Origin of the sequence: Vibrio sp. OPT46, assembly GCF_015163535.1 — a bacterium.
GTDB lineage: Bacteria > Pseudomonadota > Gammaproteobacteria > Enterobacterales > Vibrionaceae > Vibrio > Vibrio alginolyticus.
Map to the genome: position 1 here is coordinate 1 of NZ_JADDYG010000534.1, position 482 is coordinate 482.

General features: G+C 41.9%; 1 pseudogene. It reads left to right on the top strand.

The window, feature by feature from the left end:
* Window positions 1–12: 12 nt before the first annotated feature.
* Window positions 13–482, top strand: a pseudogene (locus IQR33_RS35945) (hypothetical protein); the annotation flags it as partial.

Below are 482 nucleotides of genomic sequence, written 5' to 3' on the forward strand. Positions count from 1 at the left end.
GCAACTATCTTAATGCGTGAGTTCGTAGCGTATACTAGCAAGGGTAAAAACCCTTCGATTGATATCACCCCAAAAGGGATTGAATTGTATAAGGCACTTCCTGATTCATATAAAAGCCCTGGTACTACTGCCAAATGGGAACTCAAACTTTCTGACATGAGTAAACTCCCTCAACGAGAAGCAGAAGCAGCGTCACTGGAATTTATAAATACTCAAATTGAAAATACTGAAAAGCTAATAGGTTTCCTGAATAAAAACCTGTTTGATAAAACACCAAGAGACGGTGTGAATCCTAACATGCCACTTTCAAACCAAACCAAAGATAAACTTCAGAAGCGTTGTAAGGGGCTCGGCCTACCAATGCCCAGACAGGCCTTAGCAAGCGAGGCTAAAGCGAGGCAATGGCTACGAGAGCACCCTTGGTTGGTAACTGACGCTATGCGAAGAAAGATTTCACAAATATGCTCTTTCAAAAAGATCCA